20 protein-coding genes are annotated in these 20,472 nt (G+C 71.2%); 11 read left to right on the top strand and 9 right to left on the bottom strand.

Features of this window, described 5'->3' with window-relative positions:
* Positions 1 to 33: 33 nt before the first annotated feature.
* Together ABGB01_RS07055 and ABGB01_RS07060 are read right to left on the bottom strand one after the other, a co-directional pair.
* On the bottom strand, positions 34 to 1,788 hold the full coding sequence (locus tag ABGB01_RS07055) for a glycoside hydrolase family 15 protein (RefSeq protein WP_347771478.1): 1,755 nt from the start codon (positions 1,786 to 1,788) through the stop codon (positions 34 to 36).
* Positions 1,789 to 1,894: 106 nt separating this feature from the next.
* The gene (locus tag ABGB01_RS07060) at positions 1,895 to 2,497 is read right to left on the bottom strand and encodes a hypothetical protein (protein WP_347771480.1); all 603 of its coding nucleotides are present in this window, start codon (positions 2,495 to 2,497) and stop codon (positions 1,895 to 1,897) included.
* A 63-nt stretch (positions 2,498 to 2,560) separates the two neighbouring features.
* Between ABGB01_RS07060 and ABGB01_RS07065 the strand changes: the two genes are divergently transcribed.
* Positions 2,561 to 3,991, top strand: coding sequence for a PLP-dependent aminotransferase family protein (locus ABGB01_RS07065; RefSeq protein ID WP_347771482.1), 1,431 nt, complete (start codon positions 2,561 to 2,563; stop codon positions 3,989 to 3,991).
* A gap of 7 nt (positions 3,992 to 3,998) precedes the next feature.
* On the opposite strand, the gene ABGB01_RS07070 is transcribed toward ABGB01_RS07065, so the two are convergent.
* On the bottom strand, positions 3,999 to 4,607 hold the full coding sequence (locus tag ABGB01_RS07070; protein ID WP_347771484.1) for a trimeric intracellular cation channel family protein: 609 nt from the start codon (positions 4,605 to 4,607) through the stop codon (positions 3,999 to 4,001).
* A gap of 11 nt (positions 4,608 to 4,618) precedes the next feature.
* Positions 4,619 to 6,097 carry an oligopeptide:H+ symporter gene (locus ABGB01_RS07075; protein ID WP_347771486.1) on the bottom strand — a complete coding sequence of 493 codons (1,479 nt, stop codon included), beginning with the start codon at positions 6,095 to 6,097 and terminating at the stop codon, positions 4,619 to 4,621.
* Between the two features lie 151 nt (positions 6,098 to 6,248).
* Between ABGB01_RS07075 and ABGB01_RS07080 the strand changes: the two genes are divergently transcribed.
* The 3 genes from ABGB01_RS07080 to ABGB01_RS07090 all read left to right on the top strand — a co-directional run bounded on the left by ABGB01_RS07080 (position 6,249) and on the right by ABGB01_RS07090 (position 9,717).
* Positions 6,249 to 8,090: an AMP-dependent synthetase/ligase gene (locus ABGB01_RS07080; RefSeq protein WP_347771488.1), complete on the top strand. Its 1,842-nt coding sequence runs from the start codon at positions 6,249 to 6,251 to the stop codon at positions 8,088 to 8,090.
* 119 nt (positions 8,091 to 8,209) lie between these two features.
* Positions 8,210 to 9,067 carry a hypothetical protein gene (locus tag ABGB01_RS07085; protein ID WP_347771490.1) on the top strand — a complete coding sequence of 286 codons (858 nt, stop codon included), beginning with the start codon at positions 8,210 to 8,212 and terminating at the stop codon, positions 9,065 to 9,067.
* A gap of 152 nt (positions 9,068 to 9,219) precedes the next feature.
* Positions 9,220 to 9,717: a hypothetical protein gene (locus tag ABGB01_RS07090; protein ID WP_347771492.1), complete on the top strand. Its 498-nt coding sequence runs from the start codon at positions 9,220 to 9,222 to the stop codon at positions 9,715 to 9,717.
* Between the two features lie 75 nt (positions 9,718 to 9,792).
* Here ABGB01_RS07090 and ABGB01_RS07095 read toward each other — a convergent pair whose 3' ends face one another.
* The gene (locus ABGB01_RS07095) at positions 9,793 to 10,440 is read right to left on the bottom strand and encodes an NAD(P)H-binding protein (RefSeq protein ID WP_347771494.1); all 648 of its coding nucleotides are present in this window, start codon (positions 10,438 to 10,440) and stop codon (positions 9,793 to 9,795) included.
* Between the two features lie 104 nt (positions 10,441 to 10,544).
* On the opposite strand from ABGB01_RS07095, the gene ABGB01_RS07100 reads away from it, so the two are divergent.
* The 3 genes from ABGB01_RS07100 to ABGB01_RS07110 all read left to right on the top strand — a co-directional run bounded on the left by ABGB01_RS07100 (position 10,545) and on the right by ABGB01_RS07110 (position 13,228).
* Positions 10,545 to 10,913: a helix-turn-helix domain-containing protein gene (locus ABGB01_RS07100; RefSeq protein ID WP_347771496.1), complete on the top strand. Its 369-nt coding sequence runs from the start codon at positions 10,545 to 10,547 to the stop codon at positions 10,911 to 10,913.
* A 213-nt stretch (positions 10,914 to 11,126) separates the two neighbouring features.
* Complete coding sequence (gene moaA, locus ABGB01_RS07105) at positions 11,127 to 12,116, top strand: GTP 3',8-cyclase MoaA (RefSeq protein ID WP_347771498.1); 990 nt, start codon at positions 11,127 to 11,129, stop codon at positions 12,114 to 12,116.
* Positions 12,117 to 12,436: 320 nt separating this feature from the next.
* A complete protein-coding gene (locus ABGB01_RS07110; protein WP_347771500.1) occupies positions 12,437 to 13,228 on the top strand; it encodes an NTP transferase domain-containing protein in 792 nt (263 codons plus the stop codon).
* 300 nt (positions 13,229 to 13,528) lie between these two features.
* Here ABGB01_RS07110 and ABGB01_RS07115 read toward each other — a convergent pair whose 3' ends face one another.
* Positions 13,529 to 13,843 (bottom strand): DUF3099 domain-containing protein, encoded by a 315-nt coding sequence (locus ABGB01_RS07115; RefSeq protein WP_347771502.1) that lies wholly within the window; start codon positions 13,841 to 13,843, stop codon positions 13,529 to 13,531.
* Positions 13,844 to 13,942: 99 nt separating this feature from the next.
* Between ABGB01_RS07115 and ABGB01_RS07120 the strand changes: the two genes are divergently transcribed.
* Positions 13,943 to 14,155: a dodecin gene (locus ABGB01_RS07120; RefSeq protein ID WP_347771504.1), complete on the top strand. Its 213-nt coding sequence runs from the start codon at positions 13,943 to 13,945 to the stop codon at positions 14,153 to 14,155.
* Positions 14,156 to 14,186: 31 nt separating this feature from the next.
* Positions 14,187 to 14,744, top strand: coding sequence for a hypothetical protein (locus ABGB01_RS07125; RefSeq protein WP_347771506.1), 558 nt, complete (start codon positions 14,187 to 14,189; stop codon positions 14,742 to 14,744).
* Positions 14,745 to 14,842: 98 nt separating this feature from the next.
* On the opposite strand, the gene ABGB01_RS07130 is transcribed toward ABGB01_RS07125, so the two are convergent.
* Complete coding sequence (locus tag ABGB01_RS07130) at positions 14,843 to 16,198, bottom strand: metallopeptidase TldD-related protein (protein WP_347772103.1); 1,356 nt, start codon at positions 16,196 to 16,198, stop codon at positions 14,843 to 14,845.
* Between the two features lie 62 nt (positions 16,199 to 16,260).
* Positions 16,261 to 17,754, bottom strand: coding sequence for a TldD/PmbA family protein (locus ABGB01_RS07135; protein ID WP_347771508.1), 1,494 nt, complete (start codon positions 17,752 to 17,754; stop codon positions 16,261 to 16,263).
* A 77-nt stretch (positions 17,755 to 17,831) separates the two neighbouring features.
* On the opposite strand from ABGB01_RS07135, the gene ABGB01_RS07140 reads away from it, so the two are divergent.
* Both ABGB01_RS07140 and fabI read left to right on the top strand, forming a co-directional pair.
* Positions 17,832 to 18,527 carry a beta-ketoacyl-ACP reductase gene (locus ABGB01_RS07140; protein ID WP_347622172.1) on the top strand — a complete coding sequence of 232 codons (696 nt, stop codon included), beginning with the start codon at positions 17,832 to 17,834 and terminating at the stop codon, positions 18,525 to 18,527.
* A 1-nt stretch (position 18,528) separates the two neighbouring features.
* Entirely contained in the window at positions 18,529 to 19,293 is a 765-nt protein-coding gene (gene fabI, locus ABGB01_RS07145; protein WP_347771510.1) for an enoyl-ACP reductase FabI, read from the top strand.
* Positions 19,294 to 19,609: 316 nt separating this feature from the next.
* Here fabI and ABGB01_RS07150 read toward each other — a convergent pair whose 3' ends face one another.
* Entirely contained in the window at positions 19,610 to 20,434 is an 825-nt protein-coding gene (locus tag ABGB01_RS07150; protein WP_347771512.1) for a hypothetical protein, read from the bottom strand.
* Positions 20,435 to 20,472 lie beyond the last annotated feature (38 nt).

A 20,472-nucleotide genomic window follows, 5' to 3' on the forward strand; every position in this document is an offset into this window, starting at 1 on the left:
CGGCCGGCGCAGCACGGGGCGGGCCCCGGGCGCCTATGCCAGGGCGCGGGCGGCGTGGACCAGAGGCACGTGGCTGAACGCCTGAGGGAAGTTGCCCACCAGGCGGTGGTAGCGGGGGTCGTACTCCTCCGCGAGCAGGCCCACGTCGTTGCGGAGCGTCAGCAGGCGCTCGAACAGGTTCTTCGCCTCGTCTTTCCTGCCCTGCATCGCCATCACCTCCACCAGCCAGAAACTGCAGGCCAGGAAAGCGCCCTCGCCGCCGGGCAGACCGTCGACGTCGTTGTCGTCGGCCAGCGGGTAACGCAGCACGAAGCCCTCGGACATGAGCTCCTTCTCGATCGCCGCCACCGTGCCCGCCATGCGCGGGTCGTCGATCGGCAGGAACCCGACCATCGGCAGCATCAGCAGGGCCGCGTCGAGCTCCACCGACCCGTACGACTGGGTGAAGGTGTTGCGCGTCTCGTCGAAGCCCTTCTCGCAGATCTCGGCGTGAATGTCGTCGCGCAGGGCCCGCCACTTCTCCACGGGACCCGTACGGCCGAACCGCTCGACGTACTTGACGGCCCGGTCGAGCGCCACCCAGCACATCACCTTGGAGTGCACGAAGTGCCGGCGCGGCCCGCGCACCTCCCACAACCCCTCGTCGGGCTCGTCCCAGTGCTCGGTCACGTAGTCGAGCAGCTGCCGCTGGATGGCCCACGCCCGGTCGTCGGGGGACAGGCCGCGCTCGCGCGCGACGAACAGGGAGTTCATCACCTCGCCGTACACGTCGAGCTGCAGCTGCTTGACCGCCTCGTTGCCGATGCGCACGGGGCGGGAGTCCTCGTAGCCGTCGAGCCAGTCGAGGCGCAGCTCGGGCAGCCGCCGCTCGCCCGCGACGCCGTACATGATCTGCAGGTCCTGCGGTCGCCCGGCGATGGCGCGCAGCAGCCAGGCACGCCAGTCGGCGGCCTCTTCCAGGTAGCCGGACGAGATGAGCGCGTCGAGGGTCAGCGTCGCGTCGCGCAGCCAGCAGAAGCGGTAGTCCCAGTTGCGTACCCCGCCGAGGTCCTCGGGCAGCGACGTGGTGGGCGCGGCGACGATGCCGCCCGTCGGCGCGTAGGTGAGCGCCTTCAACGTGATCAGCGACCGCGTCACGGCCTCGCGGTAGGGGCCGTCGTAGGCGCACCGCGTCACCCATTCCGCCCAGAACGTCTCACTCTCGGCGAGTTGTTCCTCGCACGCGATCTGCGGCGGCATCGGCTCGTGTGAGGGGTGCCAGGTGAACACGAACGGCAACCGCTGGCCCTCCTCGACGGTGAACGTCGCCCGGTGGGCGTAGTCGCCGCCCTTCAGCGGCACGGGGGCGTGCAGCCACACGGAGTCAGGACCGCCGACGGCCTGCAGGTGACCGTCGGTCCTGCGCACCCACGGGACGATCCTGCCGTAGTCGAAACGCACCCTGACCACCGTGGACATCTCCACGGTGCCGGACACGCCCTCGACGATGCGTACGACGTCGGGGTTCTTGTCGCGGGGAGGCATGAAGTCGATCACGCGGACGGTGCCCGTCGGGGTGTCCCACTCGCTCTCCAGGATGAGCGTGTCGGGACGGTAACGGCGTCTGGTGGCCGGTTTCCTGCCGGTGGGGCCGAGCCACCAGTGGCCGTTGCGCTCGCTGCCCAGCAGCGCCGCGAAAGACGCCGGCGAGTCGAATCTGGGCAGGCACAACCAGTCGATGGAGCCGTCCCTGGCCACCAGCGCGGCCGACTGCATGTCTCCGATCAGGGCATAATCCTCGATCCGCATGCCTAGACGCTACCGGAACCGTCCGCGGTGGACCGGCTTCATGCCGTCCGGGTGATTGCGTGACCGGGCCGGGTCATGTCGCGTCATGCCCGGGCCGGCCACGGGATCACGTCAGCGGGAACCAGCGGGTGAACAGCTGCGTCATCGGCCCGATGGCCAGCGCGAACACCAGCGTTCCCACGCCCACGGTGCCGCCGAGCAGCCACCCGGCGGCCAGCACGGTGACCTCGATGAGGAAACGGCCGAGCCGTACGGACAGGCCGAGCCGCATCAGCCCGGTCATGACGCCGTCGCGCGGACCCGCCCCCATCCCCGCTCCGATGTACAGCCCCGTGGCCAGGGCGATGGAGACCACCGCGAGCACGATGTACGACGCCTGCACCGCGAGGTGCCCCGGGGTGGGCAGCAGGTGGATCGACGCGTCGGCGAACAATCCCACGAACACCACGTTGCTGATGGTCCCGAGGCCCGGCTTCTGCTTCAGCGGGATCCACAGCAGCATGACCAGGGCGCCGACGATGATGATGACGGTGCCGATGGTCATCCCGGTCTTGAAGGCCAGGCCCTGGTGGAAGACGTCCCAGGGGCCGTTGCCCAGGCCGGACTCCACCTGGAGCCCGATGCCGGTCCCGTAGAGGGCGAGCCCGCCGTAGAGGCGGAGCAGGCGGGCGGGCAGGGACGCCACTCGGGGGGCGGTCGTATCGCTCATAGTGGACCCAGAATGGCAGGGCACCCGCTTGCCAAAACAGAACCAATAACGAAAAGTGGCCTTATGCGATATGTGTCCGCCCCGCAGGCCGCCAGGCTCCTCACGATCGATCCGGCCGCGCGGCCGTATTACCGTGCGCTGGCCGCCGGCGTGCGGGCCCTGATCATGGACGGCCGGCTCGCCGTGCGGGTCCGCATGCCCGCCGAGCGCCACCTCGCCGAGACCCTCAAGGTCAGCCGCACCACCGTGACCGCCGCCTACGACCTGCTGCGCGAACAAGGCTACCTGGAGAGCCGCCAGGGCTCGGGCAGCTGGACGGCCCTGCCCGATCCGGCCACCACCGCGGACAACCCGTGGCTCGGCACCGACGGCGACGGCCTGATCCAGCTCCAGACCGCCGCCCCGCCCGCGCCCACGGCGCTGCGCGAGGCCATGGCGGAGGCGCTGGAAGACCTGCCGAGGTACGGTATGGGCATCGGCTACGACCCCATGGGTCTGCCGGTGCTCAGGGAGCGCATCGCCGCCGCCTACACCGCGAGAGGCCTGGCGACCAGGCCCGAGCAGATCGTCGTCACCACCGGCTCCCAGCACGCCATCCAGCTCGTGACCGGGCTGCTCGTCGGCCGCGGTGACGCCGTGATCGTGGAGTCGCCCACGTACCCGCACGCCATCGACGCGGCCCGCCGCGCAGGCGCCAGGATCGTCCCTGTCGGGATCACTCACGAAGGCTGGCAGGAGGACCTGCTGACCTGCGCCATGCGCCAGTCGGCCGGTCGCCTCGCCTACCTCATGCCCGACTTCCAGAACCCGACGGGCGCCCTCATGGACGACGCCACCCGCGCCGCCGTCGTGGGCGCCGCCCGGCGCGTGGACACGCTGCTGCTGGTGGACGAGACCTGGTCGGAACTGGCGCTGGACGAGGTGCCGCGCACGTCGCCGATGGGCTCGTTCGACACCGACAACCGCGTGATCAGCATCGGCTCCGCGTCGAAGCTGTGGTGGGGCGGGCTGCGCATCGGCTGGATCCGCGCCACGGCCGCGCTGGCCCGGCGGCTGGCCACGTCCCGCTCCGCCGTGGACATCGCCAGCCCCGTGATGGAGCAGCTCGCGGTGGCGCGCCTGTTCGACCGGCTGGAGGAGACGCGGGCCGAGCGCCGCCGCACGCTGCGCGCCTCCCGCGACGCGCTGGTGTCCGGGCTGCGCGAGCACCTGCCGGAGTGGACGTTCACCGTGCCGTGCGGCGGGGGCACGCTCTGGGTGCGCCTCGACCGGGGCGGCTCCACCCCGCTCGCGGAGGCGGCGGCCTGCCACGGCGTACGCCTCGCGCCCGGCCCCTGGTTCGGCCTGGAAGGGACGCTCGAGGGTTACCTGCGGCTGCCGTACACCCAGTCGCCCCCGATCTTGGAGGACGCGCTCGTCCGGATCCGCGCCGCCCGCGACCACGGCGCCGCCGGCGGCTCCCGCCCGCCCGAGTCCCTCATCGCGATGGTGTAGAAGGCGCTCACTCGCCGGCCCCACGGGCCAGCGGCGCCTGCCACTTGCGGCGCATCGCCACGATGCGCAGGCCGAACGCCAGCACGGCCGCCGCCAGCGTCACAGGCCAGCCGTGCAGGCCGTAGGAGGACAGCGCGGCCATCGTCGCCGACCCCACCAGGGCGGGCACGGCGTAGAGCTGCCGGTCGTAGAGCAGCGTCGGGATCTGCCCGGCCAGCACGTCGCGCAGCATGCCGCCGCCCACGGCCGTGGTGATCCCCAGCACGGTGGCGTGCAGAGGGCTGAGGCCGTACTCCATGGCCTTGGCCGTGCCGACCGAGCAGAACAGGCCGAGCCCCGCCGCGTCCAGCACCAGGATGACCGGCATCACCTTCGTGACGTGCGGATGCCAGTAGAAGACGATCGCCGTCGCCACCAGCGGCACCAGCACGTAGCCGACGCTCTGGAAGGCGGCGGGCCGGACATTGAGGATCAGGTCGCGTACGACGCCCCCGCCCAGGGCGGTGATCTCCGCGAGCATCGCCATCCCGACCACGTCGAGCCGTTTGCGCACCCCCATCAACGCCCCCGTCAACGCGAAGACGAAGATGCCTGCCAGGTCGAGAATCTCGGACACGTTGCAAGTGTCTACCGCATGGCGGGCTCATGATGCTCGGCCATCATCACCCGCAGCCGCCGGGTGAACATGAACAGCGCGAGTCCCGCCACGATCGCCGCCAGCGCCAGCACCAGGTAGTACATCGGGTCGGACAGCACCGCGGTGAGCCGCCCCGTCTGCCCGCCGACCGCGTCGCCCACCGACACCGCGATGAACCAGACGCCGAGCATCTGCCCCTTGAACGCCTCCGGGGCCAGCTTCGCCGTCACCGACAGCCCGACCGGGCTCAGCGACAGCTCGCCGAACACCTGGATCAGGTAGACCAGCACCAGCCACCACACCGACACCCTGCCCGCCCCGGCCACCGCCGCCGCGACCGCCATGACGACGAAGCTCGCCCCCACCATGACCAGCGCGAAGCCGAACTTCTGCGGGGTGCTCACCCGCGTGCCCAGCCGCAGCCACAACGCCGCGAACAGCGGCGCGAAGATCATGATGAAGAGGGGGTTGAACGACTGCGTCGTGGCCGGCTGGATCGGGATCCCGAACAGCGACAGCTCGGTGTGGTCCTGGGCGAAGAAGAGCAGCTTGCTGGGCGCCAGATCGAAGATCATCCAGAAGATGGCCGCGGCCACGAACAGCCAGATGTACGCCTTCATCCGGATCCGCTCGTCCTGCGTGAGATTGTGGCTGCCCAGCAGGATGTAGCCGAAGTACGCGACGGGCACGAGCAGGATGATCACCGTGACCACCACGGTGAAGCGGTCGACCGTGAACGTGCCGGTCGCCGCCCACCCGGCCAGCAGGGCCGCCGTCGCGCCCACCGCCAGGGCGAGCAGGCGGCCGAACCTCCGGCGTTCCCCCGGCGACAGGCGAAGGCCCGGCTGCTCGCCCACGCCTCTGAGGGCCTTGCCGCCCCAGACGTACTGGATGAGGCCGAACGCCATGCCGACCGCGGCGGCGCTGAAACCGAGGTGCCAGCGGTCGCCCGCGGCCAGCCAGCCGACGACGAGGGGCGCGAAGAAGGCGCCCAGGTTGATGCCGAAGTAGAACAACGAGAACGCCGCGTCGCGGCGCGCGTCGTCGCTGTCGGCGTAGAGGCGGCCGACCATGACGGAGATGTTCGGCTTGAGCAGGCCGGTGCCGGAGATGATGAGCAGCAGGCCGAGCCAGACGAAGAACGCCGACGTCACCGGGATCGCCATGCTGATGTGCCCCAGCATGATGACGAACCCGCCCCAGAACACCGACCTGCGCGCCCCAAGGATGCGGTCGGCGATCCACCCGCCGGGCAGGGCCACCAGGTAGATGAGCGCCCCGTAGACGCCCACGACCGCCTGGGCGGTCACGGGAGACATGCCGAGGCCCTGGTGAGCGGGCGATGCGGCCAGGAACGTGGCCAGGATCGCACGCAGGCCGTACCAGCTGAACCGCTCCCACATCTCGGTGCCGAACAGCGTGGCCAGGCCCCACGGATGCCCGAAGAACGTCCTGCCGCCGCCGGTCATGCGCAGCCCCCTCCCACAGCACCGAACGTAACCGAAGCATCGCTCCAGGTGAGGGACGCGGGTGTTTCCCCGCGAGCTCTTGCCGCTACCCCGGTGGTGTGGTGCGATGCATGCCATTCATGCAAGTGAATACTGACGGGAGGCGCGCGCCATGGCCGAAGTCCTCGACGTGCGGGCGGAGATCCAGCGGCAGATCGCCGGCATGACCGTCTGCCGGCAGCTCGCTCAGGCCGCCGAGCAGCACCCCGACGCACCCGCCTACTCCGATCCCGACGGCGACGGCTGGCGCACGCTGACCTACGCGCAGGCCAGGGAGCGGGTCCTGGAGATCGCCGCCGGATTCGCCGCGCTCGGGCTCCAGCCCGGCGACACCGTGGCGCTCATGATGGTCAACCGCAGCGAGCACGTGCTCGCCGACCTGGGCGTGGTGCACGCGGGCGGCGCCGGCTGCACGGTCTACTCGACGTTCGCGCCCGACCAGATCGCCTTCGTGGCCGGCGACGTCGGGGCGAAATACGCGGTGCTCGGCGGACCGGCCGAACTGGCCCGCTGGCAGCCCGTGCTCGACCGGCTCGACGGCCTGCGCACGATCATCATGCTGGAAGGGGCGCCCGACGGCGAGCGTTTCCTGGCGTGGACGGACTTCCTCCGGCTCGGCCGCGAACGCCTGGCCGCCGACCCCGGCCACATCGGGACGCGCTGGCGCGCGGTCACCCCCGACGACGTGGCCACCGTGCTGTACACCTCCGGCACCACCGGCATGCCCAAGGGCGTGCCCCTGACGCACACGAACATCTTCTACGAGGTCGCCTCCACCGACCGGATGGCCTCGCTGCCCACCGAGGGCACCCAGATCTCCTATCTGACCTACGCGCACATCGCCGAGCGGGTGCTCAGCCTCTACCTGCCGCTGGTCAAGGCCTCCCACGTCTACTTCTGCACCGACCTGGCCAACCTGGGCGGCACGCTGGGGCAGGTCAGGCCGATGATGTTCTTCGGGGTGCCCCGGGTGTGGGAGAAGATGATGGCCCGCCTGTCAGCCGTGCTCGCCACCCAGCCGGAGGAGCAGCAGGCGGCCGTGCGCGCGGCCATGAAGGCCGGCGTCGCCTACATCGAGGCCGGCCAGTACGGCCACACCGTCACCCCCGAGATCCAGTCCGCCTACGACCAGGCCGACGCCTCCCTCCTGTCGGTCATCCGCGGCATGATCGGGTTCGACCGCGCCGTGTGGACCGCCACCGGCGCCGCGCCCCTGCCCGCCGAGGTGCAGCGCTTCTACGCCGGGCTCGGCCTCAAGGTCATCGACGTGTACGGCATGACGGAGACGACCGGCGCGTTCACCGGCAACAGCCCCGACTGCTACCGCCTGGGCAGCGTCGGCAGGGCCGAGCCCGGCGTCGAGATCCGCATCGCCGAGGACGGCGAGATCCTCACCCGCAGCCCGCTCAACACCGGCGGCTACCTCAACCGCCTGGAGGCCACCGCCGAGCTCGTCGACGACGGCGGCTGGCTGTACACCGGCGACATCGGCACGGTCGACGACGACGGCTTCTACCGGGTCGTCGACCGCAAGAAGGAGCTGATCATCACCGCGGGCGGCGAGAACATCTCCCCGGCGGCGATCGAGAGCCATCTCAAGGAGCACGCGCTCATCGGCCAGGCCCTCGCCTACGGCGACAACCGCCCGCACCCGGTGGCGGTGCTGACCCTCGACGGCGAGGTCGCGCCGGGATGGGCGCGGGCGCGCGGCATCACGTTCTCCTCGCTCGCCGAGCTGGCCGGGCATCCCGAGGTGCTCAAGGAGGTGGAGGCCGCGGTCGAGGCCGCCAACACCAAGCTCGCGCAGGTGCAGCAGGTGAAGAAGTGGGCCCTGCTCGGGGTCGAGTGGACCGCCGAGACCGAGGAGCTCACCCCGAGCCTCAAGCTCAAGCGGCGCGTCGTGCACCAGAAGTACGCCGATGTCATCGAAGGGCTCTACACCGGTCCCCGCTGAGCGGGCGGGGGCACGCGCCCGCCGGGCGCGCCCGGCGGACGGCCGCTCGGAGCGGTTTTGCCAATCGGGGCGTGTGTTGTGGTCCTGGTCATGACTGTCGGGTTCCTACCGTCTCGCTCATGACCAGAAGCCTTCTTCTCGTCTCGCTCGCGGCGGGATCGCTCACAGCGGGGTCGCTCATGGCGCCCGCGCCCGCGACCTCCGCCGCGACCGAGCTCGCCATCCGATCCATCACCGTACGTCCAGCGGAGCCCGTGGTCGGGCCGAAGGGCTCCGTCCGCCTGGTGATCGACGTGATCGCCCGGGGGACACGGGGCAAGCACGGCGTCTCCGTCAAGGTGGAACCCGGCTCCCCGCCGGCCCCGGCGCTCAGCTCGAAGACCCCGGCCCAGGACACGCAGGTGGCCACGCCGTCGCCGAAGGTCTCCGCGGCCCCGCGGCTCGCCTCCGGCGACGAGCCCGCCGCGGATCTCCCGCCGATGATGGCGTGGCGGGTGGGCTCGCCCGCCACATCGGCCTCGGCGGCCGAGGGCTGGGAGACCTGGCGTTTCCTGCCCGACAAGAGGCTGAACCGCTACTACCCCACGGGCACCTGGACGATCGCCGCCACCGCGACGGGCCGGGGCGGCACGACGGTCACCGAGTACGAGTCGTTCCAGTTCAGGCGTGACACGAAGCTCGCCTCCGTGCGGGTGGACGGGACGGCGGGCGGAAAGGTACGGCTGCGGGGCTCGCTGACCAGGGTCGATCCGCGCGGTCTCACCGATTACGGGCCGTTCGCCAGGCAGACGCTGGAAATCCTCTGGCGCGCCGACGAATCCTCGGACTGGGAGCGCATCGGGGAGGTGCGTACGGACGCCGCCGGTTCGTTCGCCACGACGGTCTCGGGCCGTACCGGGGGATTCTGGCGCGTCCGCTATCCCGGAACAGGACACTACGCAGCAGACATCTCCAAAGCCCAACAAATCACGCAATAGTGCTGCAAACATAAATAAATCCGCGCAGGGCCTAAACCGCTGTTGCAGAATCGTGATCAACTGCGTCGCAACTTTTCTTTACCCTTACGCGTCATTGGCCAATGACGTACCCCGTCCCGGGGTGCGTTTCAGACGGGGAAGGAATTCCGATTGTGAAGATGCGACGTCTCGCCGCCGGCCTGGCGGCGGCCGCCCTGGGCGCGACGATGGTGGCCACCGCCGCCTCGCCCGCGCTCGCCGACCCGGGCATCGACCCGGTCGCGGGCGGGCACACGAGCCTGAAGTTCGACGCGAACCCGGAGCCCGCCTGGCGGGGCCGCCCCATCACCCTTGAGGGCAAGCTCTCCGTCGAGTGCGACAAGGACTACATCAGCGGTCTCGTCTCGGTGCACCACGCCGACCACTGCAAGAGCTCCGAGCGCTGGCACCGCCTGGCCTGGAAGCGGATCACGATCCTCTTCCAGCCCGCGGGCAGCGGCAAGTGGGAATACGTCGAGACGGTCAGGACGAGCCGCAGCGGCTACTTCCACACGAAGGTGCCGGCTCGCACGTCGGGCACCTGGCGCGCGGTCTTCAAGGGCGCCAGGTGGCTGGACGGCGCCGAGGGCACGGACTGGGTCCGGGTCATCGGCCACCGCCACCGCCACTAGTCACACCTCGGACGCCCGGCCTCATCAGGCCGGGCGTCCGGCATGTGCGCCCGGCGATCGCCGCCCCGGGCGGGCTCAGTACGACACGGCCACCTGGGCGCGGTGGTGCCGGGGCGTCTCGGCCTCGTCCACCAGGGCGGCCGCGAGGTCGGCGTACGCGAACGCGGGCTCGCCCTCGGCGGACGCCGGCACCTGCCCGCCCCCGATCCGGTAACGGCCCGTCCTCGCCGCCCGCTCGTCCAGGAAGACCGGCGGCGGCGCCAGCACCACCCAGTCCAGCGCCGACTTCTCGAACACCGCCAGCTCCGCCGCGTGCCCCAGTGAGAACGCGCGGGCGTCGGCGGGGAAGCCGGGCGTGTCCACGAGCCGGACCCCGGGTGAGACCTCCAGCAGGCTGCCGATGCCCAGCGCGACCAGGCGCGACACCCCGGCCCGCGCCAGCCCGTCCACCAGGGCGTGCGAGGCCGCCGTGTAGAACTCCTCCGACGGCATGTCCAGCCTGGCCGTGACCTGGATCGCCACGTCGTGACCCGCCGCCAGCGCCGCCACCCGGTCGGCGTCGGTGACGTCCCCGGCGACCACCCGTACGTTCTCACCCGGCAGATTCGGATACTTGGCGGGATCCCGCACTACGGCCGTTACTTCATGCCCGCGTCCGGCCGCCTCCGCCGCCACCCGCGTCCCGGCCCGTCCACCGGCGCCGAACAGCACGAACCTGCTCATCGTCCACGCTCCGTTCTCCCGGCGACCGGACTCCCCGGCCGCCGGGAGAACGGTAGAGGGCAGGACCTCGCTTTCCGCAACGATAGTTACCTACGATGACGGGCATGGCCGAGCCTCTCGATCCGGACATGTTCTACGGATGCCCTCCTACCGCCGCCCCCATCCGCGTCGGCGACAAGTGGACCGCCAAGATCATCCGCTGCCTCGAACTGGGCCCGCGGCGCTTCACCGAGCTCCAGCGGCCGCTGCGCGGCATCACCCCCAAGGTGCTCACCGAGTCCCTGCGCGCGATGGAACGCGACGGCCTGCTCACCAGGACCGCCTACGACGAGATCCCGCCGCGCGTCGAATACGAGCTGACCGCCCTCGGCCGCAGCCTCCTCGAACCGATGAACGCCGGCTGCGAGTGGTCCAGGAAACACCTGGCCGAGCTGATGCACGCCCGCGAGACCTGGCACGCGGGCACGCCCTAGCCCGTCCGAACGGGCCGGAGGACGCCTGGACGGATGAGGACACCGCAACGGACGACGCCGCCCTCGCCGGCTGAGAAGGGGCCCGGTTCGCGTACCAAGGAGGAATCGATCAAGATGGGGATGTGTTGTCGTGGCAAGGAGGGGCGACGGGAAGCGCCTCCCGGCATGCGTCATAGTCTGGTCCCCTGGCGAACGAACAGGAGGTGACGCCCCATGTTGCGAGACTCGTTCGGACGGGTGGCGACTGATCTGCGGGTGTCCCTCACGGACAAGTGCAATCTGCGCTGCACCTACTGCATGCCGCCGGAAGGGCTCGACTGGCTCCCCAACCCGCAGCTGCTCACCGCTGACGAGATCGTCCGCCTGGTGACGATCGGCGTCGAGCGGCTGGGCATCACCGAGGTGCGCTACACCGGCGGCGAGCCTCTTCTCAGGCGCGAGCTGGCCGACGTCGTCGCCCGCACCACCGCGCTCACCCCCAGGCCGCAGGTGTCGCTCACCACCAACGGCATCGGCCTGGCCCGCCTGGCCGGCGCGCTGGCCGACGCCGGGCTCGACCGGGTCAACGTCTCGCTCGACACGCTCGACCCGGGCACGTTCAAGCGGCTCGCGCACCGTGACAGGCACGCCGACGTGATCGCCGGGCTGGCCGCGGCCGACGAGGCGGGCCTGCGGCCCGTGAAGGTCAACGCGGTCCTCATGCGCGGCGTCAACGACCACGAGGCGGTGCCGCTGCTGCGCTGGTGCCTCGACCAGGGCTACGAACTGCGCTTCATCGAGCAGATGCCGCTCGACGCCCAGCACGGCTGGAGCCGCGAGGGCATGGTCACCGCCGACGAGATCCTGGATCTGCTGTCCGCGTCGTTCGACCTGAAGGCCGACGACCTGGAGGAACGCGGCAGCGCGCCCGCCGAACGGTTCCTCGTGGACGGCGGGCCGGCGCGGGTGGGGGTGATCGGCTCGGTGACGCGCCCGTTCTGCGGCTCCTGCGACCGGGTCCGGCTCACCGCCGACGGCCAGGTGCGCAACTGCCTGTTCGCCACAGAGGAGTCCGACCTCAAGACCTCCATGCGCGCGGGCGCGTCCGACGACGAACTGGCCGAGAGGTGGGTGGCGGCGGTCGCGCGCAAGCGTGCCGGGCACGGCATCGACGACCCGTCCTTCCTCCAGCCCGCCCGCCCCATGTCCGCCATCGGCGGCTAGCCCTCCGGCGCCGCGACCGGTGGCGGTTCTCCATGGACGCCAGAACGCGAGCCGCCGCGCCGGGGCCCCGGAGGCCCCCGCGACGCGAGCCGCCGCGGCTCGGCATCCGGCCCGAACGCATCTCCCCGCGACTCGACCTCTGGGCCCCTGGAACGCGAGCCGCCGCGACACGGCGTCCGCCCGTCCGGGCCGTGGCACCGGTGCGTGAGGAAGATGTGTCCGGCTCCTGGGGCCGCCCTTCGGGGGTGCCCGTACCTTCGGTGGGGTGTGGGCGGAGGATGTGGTGAGGTGCGGGACGGTTTCGATCTGGGGGTGAGGGCGTGGACTTCGACGCGGTGATCCTGGCCGGGGGAGCGGCACGCAGGCTGGGCGGAGCGGACAAACCCGGCTTGACCGTGGGCGGACGCACCCTGGTCGAGCACGTGGTCGCGGCCGTCGCGGGCGCCAGGAAGGCGATCGTGGCCGGCCCCGGACGTGCGATCCCGGGCGTCGTGTTCGTCAGGGAGGATCCCCCGCGCGGCGGCCCCGTGCCCGCGCTCGCCGCCGGCCTGAACGAGGTCACCGCGCCGTGGGTGGTGCTGCTCGCCGGTGACCTGCCCTTCATGACGGCGGCCCACGTGGCGGCCATGCTCCGGGCCGCCGAGCCGTCGGGCGGGGTCGTGCTGGTGGACGCGGGAGGGCGCGAGCAGTGGCTGGCCGGCGCGTGGCCGGCCGCCGAACTGAAGGCGGCTCTCGCGGACTATCAGGGACGCTCGCTCAAGGGCCTGCTGGGCCCGCTCGTGACGGTGCGCCTGGCGCTGCGCGGGCGGCCGTGGTTCGACTGCGACACAATGGACGATCTGGAGGAGGCTCGTATGCACGTGCTCAACGAATGGACCGCCCTGGCCTGCAAGGAACTCGGCATCGACCCGGCCACGGTGGACCGTGACCTGATTCTCGACCTGACCAAGGAGGTCGCCCACGGGGTCGCCAGGCCGGCCGCGCCCCTGACCGCCTATCTGCTCGGGCTCGCCCAGGGCGCCGGCACCGCACCCGAGGACGCGGTGGCCAAACTGATCACATTGGCGAAAAACTGGTCGCAGGCGACCACCGAGACGTTGACGGACGACTGACACTCGAACGAACTGTTGAAGTCAAGCCCTCTGGCCCCTGAAAGTTCCCTGTGAATTGTGGGGCAGGAGGGGTGTAAACGATTTCGGGAAAGCAGTCCTATCCGACTCGCCCGACGGCGTCGCACTGATCAAAACTTCCGGAAAGGGGCGACGCCGGGTGGTTACGGGGGCAAACCACCCGGCGTCGCTTCATCGGCGTTCCGACGGGGGCCCGGAACGCCGGCACCAGCACTCCGACGGGGGACCGGAGCGCTTGGCTAAAGCGTACACCTACAACCCATGGGATGCGTCAAGACTTAGTCACGACCCGATCTCGCGTCGATGCAGCGGTATCTCGGTTTGGTTAGCCTCCGGCGACTGAAAGGTAGGAGGCGGGACGACCTGGCCCCTCTCATTGGCCCCGATTACGGCTATGTATGGCAAAAAGACCGCGCCGGCGATGAACAGCAGCCGGTACGGCCACGGAAGCGGCACCACGACCGCCAGGATCAGGCAGATCGTCCGGATGCCCATCTTGATGAGGTAGCTGATCTCACGTTTGCGGATGTCCGCGGTCAGCGACGGCCTGGCGTCGGTGACGGCGTGGACGTCCGGCTTCTTGCGCCACCCCTTCATACCTTCCACGGTAGACCTCGGATGAGCAGGGCGCGACGGCGCCCCCGGGCGTGGACGCAGGTCATGCGACCATGGCCTTCGAGTAAGGAGGATGGGGAGATGACGGACCGTACGTACCGGGTCACCGAGATCGTCGGCACATCGGGGGAGAGCGTCGACGAGGCGATCCGCAACGGCCTCAGGAGGGCCGCACAGACGCTGCGTCACCTCGACTGGTTCGAGGTGACGGAGATCCGCGGCCACCTCGACGCCGGCGAGGTCGCACACTTCCAGGTCGGCCTGAAGGTGGGCTTCCGCCTGGAAGACGCCTGAGCGCCGGGCGCCACCGGCTAGATTGGCCCACGTGAACGGTGAGTTCCGCATCCTGCTCGTGTGCACGGCGAACATCTGCCGTTCCGCCATGGCGGAGGTGATCGTCAGGGCGATGCTCGCCGGCACGGGCCTGTCCGCCGCCACGGGGAGCGCGGGGGTGCACGCCCTGACCGGCCATCCGATGGCGCCGCACGCGCTCGCCACGCTCGCCCGGCTGGGCCTCGACGGCCGGGCCCACCGGGCCTGGCAACTCGACCCCGGCCTCGTCGGGTCGGCCGACCTGCTGCTGACGATGGAGGCCAGGCACGCCGCCGTCGCGGTCGGGCTCGACCCGGCCGCCGCGCGGAAGACGTTCACGCTGCCCGAGTTCGCCGCGCTCGCGGCGGGCACGGAGCAGCACCACCACCGATCCGACACCGCGCAGCGCGCGCGGGCGATCGTCGAGTCGGCCGCCGGGCGGCGCCGCCGGCGGCCCGCGCCCGACGTGCGCGACCCCTACGGAGGCCCGCCCGAGGGCTACGACACGTGCGCGAAGGCGCTCGGCGAGTCGCTCAGCCACACCCTGGGCGCCCTGCTGGGCCCTCGCTGAGTCCGCCCGCCCCCGGCAGGCGGCGGGCGGGCGGCTGCGGGGCGGCTGTGACGGGCGGGAGGCTGCGGCGGACGGCTGCGACGAGCGGGCGGCGCGGGTCAGCTCGCCTGGCTCACCGTGGACATGTTGAAGTCGGGCACCCGCACCGGCGGCATGACCGTGTTCTGGAAGTAGTCGCCCCACTCCCTCGGCAGCGTGCGCTCGCTCGCGCCCACCTCAGCCAGCCGCCCCAGCAGGTCGACCGGGCTCTCGTTGAAGCGGAAGTTGTTCACCTCGCCCACGATCTCGCCGTGCTCGACCAGGTAGACACCGTCACGGGTGAGCCCGGTCAGCAGGAGCGTCTGGGGGTCGACCTCGCGGATGTACCACAGGCACGTGACCAGGAGCCCGCGCCTGGTGGAGGCGATCATCTCGTCCAGCGACCGGCCGTCACCGGGACCCGACAAGATCAGGTTGTCGATCCCCGGTGTCACCGGGAGCCCGCTCAGCCCCGCCGAGTAGCGGGTCTGCAGCAGCGCGTCGAGGCGGCCGTCGGTGATCCAGCCGGTCGGCCCCAGCGGCAGCCCGTTGTCGAAGACCGAGCTGTCCCTGTCGGAGGCGTGGGCCGCCACGAACGGCGCGCACCCGATGCCCGGCGCCCCCGGGTCGCTCGACAGCGAGACGGGCAGCGTGGCCAGCTGCTCGCCCACCCGGGTGCCCCCGCCGCGCCTGGCGAACACCGAACGTCCGTCGAGCGCGTCGCGGGCGCCCGACGACCAGTACATGTAGATCATCAGGTCGGCCACCGCGCTCGGCGGCAGCAGCGTCTCGTAGCGGCCCGCGGGCAGGTCGATCCGCGTCTTGGCCCACTCCAGCCGCTGCGCCAGCGTGGACCCGAGCGCCGCCACGTCGACGTCGGTGAAGTCGGGTGTGGACACGCCGGTCCACGCAGAACGCTTCATGTCGGCGGACTTGGCGTTGAGCTCGACCTTGCCGGCCGGCTGGTCATGGCGCAGCCGCAGGCCCGTGGACGAGCCGAGGAAGGTCGTGGTCACCTTGTGCTGGGCGAACCCGTACAGCTTGCCTCCGGCCGCCTCCGCGGCGGCGAACGCGTCGCCGAGCGCGGGGGCGAACCCTGCGAACACCCCGATGTCGGTCGGTCGTACCGGCTCGCTCCAGTCAGGCGAGGCGGGGACGCCCGCCACGAGGTCACGGGCGTCCTCGGCGGGCTGGGCCTCGCGAGCCGCCGCGTCGGCCGCCGCCACCACACCGGCGAGCTGGTCCTCGCGTACGGCGGACCGTGACACCACTCCCACGCCCTGCCCCGCGATCGAGATCACGGTCAGCCGCGACGAGCGGGCGACGCCGTTCGTGGTCAGCGTGTTGCCCGCGAAGCGCAGGTTGGCCGTGGACCCCTCGTTCACCAGCACCACGCAGCCGTCATTACGGGAGAGCTCCAGCGCCCTCTCCACCATCTCCTGAGGGGAGACGGGGCTCTCCACCGACCCGTGCCCGCCGGTCAGCTCGCCGCGCTCGTTCACTTGCCGCCCTCCTGCACCGTGTTGAGGATCCGCACGCCCCTGAAGAGCGCCGCCGGACAGCCGTGGCTGACCGGCGCGATCTGCCCCGGCTGGCCCTTGCCGCAGTTGAACGCACCGCCTAGCACGTAGGTCTGCGGCCCGCCCACGGCCTCCATCGACTGCCAGAAGTCGGTCGTCGTCGCCTGGTAGGCGAAGTCTCTGACCTGACCGGCCAGCTTCCCGTGCGAGATCTTGTACGCCCGCTGCCCCGTGAACTGGAAGTTGTAGCGCTGCATGTCGATCGACCAGCTCTTGTCGCCGACGATGTAGAGGCCCCGCTCGACGCCCGCGATGAGCTCGTCGGTGCAGGGCCCGCCGGGCGCCGGCACCAGCGACACGTTGGCCATGCGCTGGATCGGCATGTGGCCGGGGGAGTCGGCGAACGCGCAGCCGTTGGACCGCCCGAACCCCTTCATCAGCGCCATCCGCCGGTCGAGCTGGTAGCCGACCAGGATGCCGTCCCTGACGATGTCGAAACTGTGCCCCTGCACGCCCTCGTCGTCGTAGCCGATCGTGGCCAGGCCGTGCGTGACCGTGCGGTCGCCGGTCACGTTCATCAGTGGTGAACCGTAGACCAGCTCGCCCAGCTGGTCGAACGTGGCGAAGCTGGTGCCGGCGTAGGCCGCCTCGTAGCCGAGCGCCCGGTCGAGCTCGGTCGCGTGGCCGATCGACTCGTGGATCGTCAGCCACAGGTTGGACGGGTCGATCACCAGGTCGTAGTCCTCGGCCTCGACCGAGGGCGCGGCCAGCTTCTCCGCCAGCAGCTCGGGCAGCCTGGCCAGCTCGCCCTGCCAGTCCCAGCCCGTGCCCGTCAGATACTCGTAGCCCCTCCCGACCGGCGGCGCGAGGGTCGACATGTCGTCGAACCCGGCCTCGGCCGCCTTCATCGCGTTGAGCCTGGGGTGCACCCGCACCCGCTGCTGCGTGGTGACCGTGCCGGCCGTGTCGGCGTAGAACTTCTGCTCCTTGACCTGCAGCAGCCGCGCCGAGACGTGGTCGGCCCTCTTCAGCAGCCCGGCCGACCAGTCGGCCAGCAGGCCCACCTTGTCGGCCGGCGCCACCTCGAACGGGTCGACGTCGTACGCCGACACCCACACGGCGTCGGCGTGCACCGGCTCCGGGGCCAGCTCGATGGGCTCCCTGTTGATCGGGGCGCTCACCTCCGCCACCCGCACCGCCTGCTCGGCCACCGCCGCGGCGGCCTCAGGGGCCAGGTGGATGCCGGCGGCGAACCCCCACGTGCCGCCCTTGACGACGCGCACGGCGTAGCCCAGGTCGTCGGCGTCCATGGAGCCTTCGAGCCGGGCGTCATAGAGACTCAGCGTCTCGGCCCTGACGCGTTCGAGCCGGAAGTCGGCGTGCTCGGCGCCGAGGTCGCGGGCACGTTGCAGGGCGGCGTCCGCGAGCTGCCGCAGCGGCAGCTCCAGGAAGTCGGGATCGATCTGGCGCATGTCCACGATCCTAACCCTGCGATCTTGTGTCACCCGGACAAGCGCATACCCGCCGGTAGGAGATAGCGTCAGGTGTCATGGCACGCTCTGTACTCGTCACCGGAGGCAATCGCGGCATAGGCCTCGCGATCGCCCGTGAACTCTCCGCGGCAGGCGACGCCGTCGCGGTCACCTACCGCTCAGGGGAGCCGCCCGAGGGCCTGTTCGGCGTGCGCTGCGACGTCACCAGCATGGCCGACGTCGAGGCCGCATTCGACAAGGTGGAGGCCGAGCACGGCCCGGTCGAGGTCGTCGTCTCCAACGCCGGCATCACCAAGGACACCTTGCTGGCGATGATGCAGGAGGAGACCTTCACCGACGTCATCGACGCCAACCTCACCGGCGCCTACCGCGTCGCCAAGCGGGCCATCAGGCCCATGATGCGGCTCAAGCGCGGCCGGATCGTCCTCATCTCCTCGGTCATCGGCATGAGCGGCCAGGCCGGGCAGGCCAACTACGCCGCCTCCAAGGCCGGCCTCATCGGCTTCGCCCGCTCCATGGCCCGCGAATACGGCTCGCGCAACATCACGGTCAACGTCGTTTCGCCCGGCTTCGTCGCCACCGACATGACGGCCGACCTCGACCAGGAGCAGATCCTGGCGCGCATCCCGCTCGGGCGCCAGGCCACCCCCGAGGAGGTCGCGCGCGTCGTGCGCTTCGTGGCGAGCGACGACGCCTCCTACATCACCGGGGCAGTGATCCCCGTCGACGGCGGACTCGGAATGGGGCACTGACATGGGCATTCTCGAAGGCAAGCGGATCCTCGTGACGGGCGTGCTCACCGATGCCTCGATCGCCTTCTCCGTGGCCAAGCTGGCCCAGGAGGAGGGCGCCACGGTGGTGCTCACCGGGTTCGGCCGGCTGAGCCTGGTCGAGCGCATCGCCAAGCGGCTGCCGTCCCCGGCGCCGGTGCTCGAGCTCGACGTCCAGAACACCGAGCACCTCGACACGCTCGCGGCCCGGGTGGGAGAGCACGTCGACGGCCTCGACGGCGTGGTCCACTCGATCGGCTTCGCCCCGCAGAGCGCGATGGGCGGCAACTTCCTCAACACCTCGTGGGACGACGTCGCGACCGCTCTGCAGGTGTCGACCTACTCGTTCAAGTCGCTGGCTGTCGCCTGCCTGCCGCTCATGAAGGAAGGCGGGGCCGTCGTCGGCCTCGACTTCGACGCCTCCAAGGCTTGGCCGGTCTACGACTGGATGGGCGTGGCCAAGGCGGGCCTGGAGTCCTGCAACCGCTACCTCGCCCGCGACCTGGGCAAGCACAACATCCGCGTCAACCTGGTGGCGGCCGGTCCGCTGCGCACGATGGCCGCCAGGTCGATCCCGGGCTTCAAGGAGTTCGAGGACAGCTGGCCGGAGAAGGCCCCGCTGGGCTGGGACCTGTCCGACACGGTCCCGGCAGCCAGGGCGTGCGTGGCGCTCATGTCCGACTGGTTCCCGGCGACGACGGGCGAGATCGTCCACGTGGACGGCGGCGTCCACGCCATCGGCGGCTGAAACACCCACCGGTGCTCAGGCGAGACGGCGGCGGCGCTCAAAGAGCCGGCCGCCGTCGCCGCCGAGGCGGTCATGGCCGGCGCAGGCGTTCGCCCTGGCGGGCGGCAAGGCCAAGCGGCCGCAACGGCCGCCCGGCGTTCAGGCCTGGGGGTTGCGCCGGGTGCCTGGTGTTCAGATTGGCGGCATCGTTCAGGCCAGGTGGTCGCAACGGCGGCCCGGTGTTCAGGCCTGGCGGTGGGCATCAAGCCGTGCGGTCGCTTCGGATGCCCGGCTTTCCGGACTGACCGACGCCGGCGGTGGGGTCCGGCGGTGGTGCTCAGGCCGTGCGGTGGCGGCCGTTGCCGGCGCGGGCCGGCTCGAAGGGGATCGACTCTGCGGGTTCGTTGCGGCTGCGGCGCTGCTGGACGATGCGGGCGGCGAGCACCGCCGACCCCAGCAGCGCGATGGTCAGCGCCGTGCCCAGCACGTCGGAGGCGGGCGGGCTGGGCCGCACGACCCGCTGCTGCTGCATCGGCACGGTCAGCTCGTGCGCGAACGGGTTGGGCCACAGCAGGTCGACCCGCGGCTCCTCCGGGTCGGCCCGCTTCTTGTCGGCCAGCGGCCGGCGCGTGTCCATGAGCTGCGGCCGGCTCTCGGGCCTGCGCGTCCTCGACGTGCCGGGCTCGGGCGAGGAGTCCTTCTGGCCCGCGCGCGGCCGCGCCGGGCGCCTGGCCGAGGACGTGGGCGGCGGCGACAGCGTGCTGTAGACCTCGCCGTCCGCGCAGGCCGGCTCCGGTCGGCAGCCGTCGTCGGAGGGCTCCCGCTCCTGCTCCGTCGCCCTGGGCGACGGCGAGGGTTGCGGCTCGATCGTCCTGGTGGCCTTCGGCCTGGTGGTCGGCACGACCCTGCCCACCCTGCCGAGCACCTCGTCGGTGGTCTTGTCGAGGCCGTCGGTCACCTTGCCGGTGGCTCCGCCTGTCAGGGTGTCGACCGTGCCCGTCACCGCACCCACGACGTCGCACAACGTGTTGGTCACCCCTGAGAGCAGGCCGCCGCCCCGCGTGCAGTCCTGGGTGGTCGCCGCCGCGGCCGGTGCCGCCACCGGAACGGCCCCCAACGCCACCGCGAGAACTCCAGCCGAGATCGCGGTCCTGCTCCCCATCCGTCCCCTCCTGCGTTGCCTCAGGGGGAAATCCTGAT

The organism is Nonomuraea sp. B5E05 (genome assembly GCF_039880665.1).
Taxonomy (GTDB): Bacteria; Actinomycetota; Actinomycetes; order Streptosporangiales; family Streptosporangiaceae; genus Nonomuraea.